This window comes from Curtobacterium sp. P97 (genome assembly GCF_023712445.1).
Lineage (GTDB): Bacteria > Actinomycetota > Actinomycetes > Actinomycetales > Microbacteriaceae > Curtobacterium.
In genome coordinates this window covers 1-450 of record NZ_JAMAYF010000115.1, presented here as the reverse complement: position 1 = coordinate 450, position 450 = coordinate 1, and the positions used below count along the sequence as shown (strand labels likewise).

The window sequence follows — 450 nt, the reverse complement described above, 5'->3', positions numbered from 1 at the left end:
ATCTTCTTCTTCGTCGCCGGTCTCGAGCTGAAGCGCGAGTTCGTCGCCGGTGACCTCCGTGACCCCCGCAAGGCCGCGCTGCCGGTCGCGGCGGCCGTGGGCGGCATGGCGATGCCGGCGATCATCTACACCGTCGTCAACCTGGGCAGCGACGGCGGGCTCACCGGCTGGGCGATCCCCACCGCCACCGACATCGCCTTCGCGCTCGCCGTGCTCGCGGTCATCAGCACGCACCTGCCCGCCGCACTGCGCACCTTCCTGCTCACCCTGGCGATCGTCGACGACCTGCTGGCCATCACGATCATCGCGATCTTCTACACGTCGTCGCTGTCGTTCGGCCCGCTCGCGCTGGCGCTCATCCCGTTGGCGCTGTTCGGGTTCTGCGTGCAGAAGCGGATCCGCTCGTGGTGGATCCTGCTGCCGCTGGCCGCCGTCACCTGGGTGCTGGTG

General features: G+C 69.3%; 1 protein-coding gene. It reads left to right on the top strand.

Annotated features, from left to right (window positions below; translation table 11 throughout):
• On the top strand, window positions 1–450 hold a 450-nt coding region (locus M3677_RS17220), incomplete at both ends, for a Na+/H+ antiporter NhaA (protein WP_251161168.1).